Consider the following 549-nt stretch of genomic DNA (forward strand, 5'->3'; position numbering starts at 1 on the left):
AGCTTAACTAATCCAATACATATGAATCGAAGTATGTAAAAACAAGAAAAAGGCTCTATGATAAACAGGATTGATATAAAAATCAGTTCTGTTTATCATAGAGCCAAAATTATTACCTTAAAACAGTTTCAACTGACTAAAAGAGTCGCTAGTCATCTGTTCTATTTTTTCTATTTGGTTACCTATTCTAGTTATAATAGGTACTACTAGTGCATTACCCATACAGAAATACCTCATTCGATCTGGCATTGTATCTGTCCAGTTATCAGGAAAACCATTTAGTCTTTCTGCTTCAATTGGTGTTAAAGTACGATAAATGTTATCGATATTTAAAAAGTGTGTACTTCTATTTACAGAGGCTTCACTTGTTAGCATTGTTCTAGCAGGTAAATCTAAAGAGTCACTTTCTGACATACCGCCTTCAGAAAAATAATATTCATGCCCGTCTTTCGTTGTACGTTTAATCTTCTTAGGACCGCGTAAATATCTAAATTTTTCAAATTTATCAGCAGTCAATAAATAACTTTCATCTATATTTTCTTCTATAAT

General features: G+C 31.3%; 1 protein-coding gene. It reads right to left on the bottom strand.

Going from position 1 to position 549, the window contains the following annotated elements; genetic code table 11:
• Positions 1-117 precede the first annotated feature (117 nt).
• Positions 118-549: DNA cytosine methyltransferase (locus ACF91D_RS31535; protein ID WP_392438663.1), on the bottom strand; the 432-nt coding region annotated here is incomplete at its 5' end.

The sequence above is a fragment of the Staphylococcus sp. 231237_7MaSpsaltlick genome (assembly GCF_043107035.1).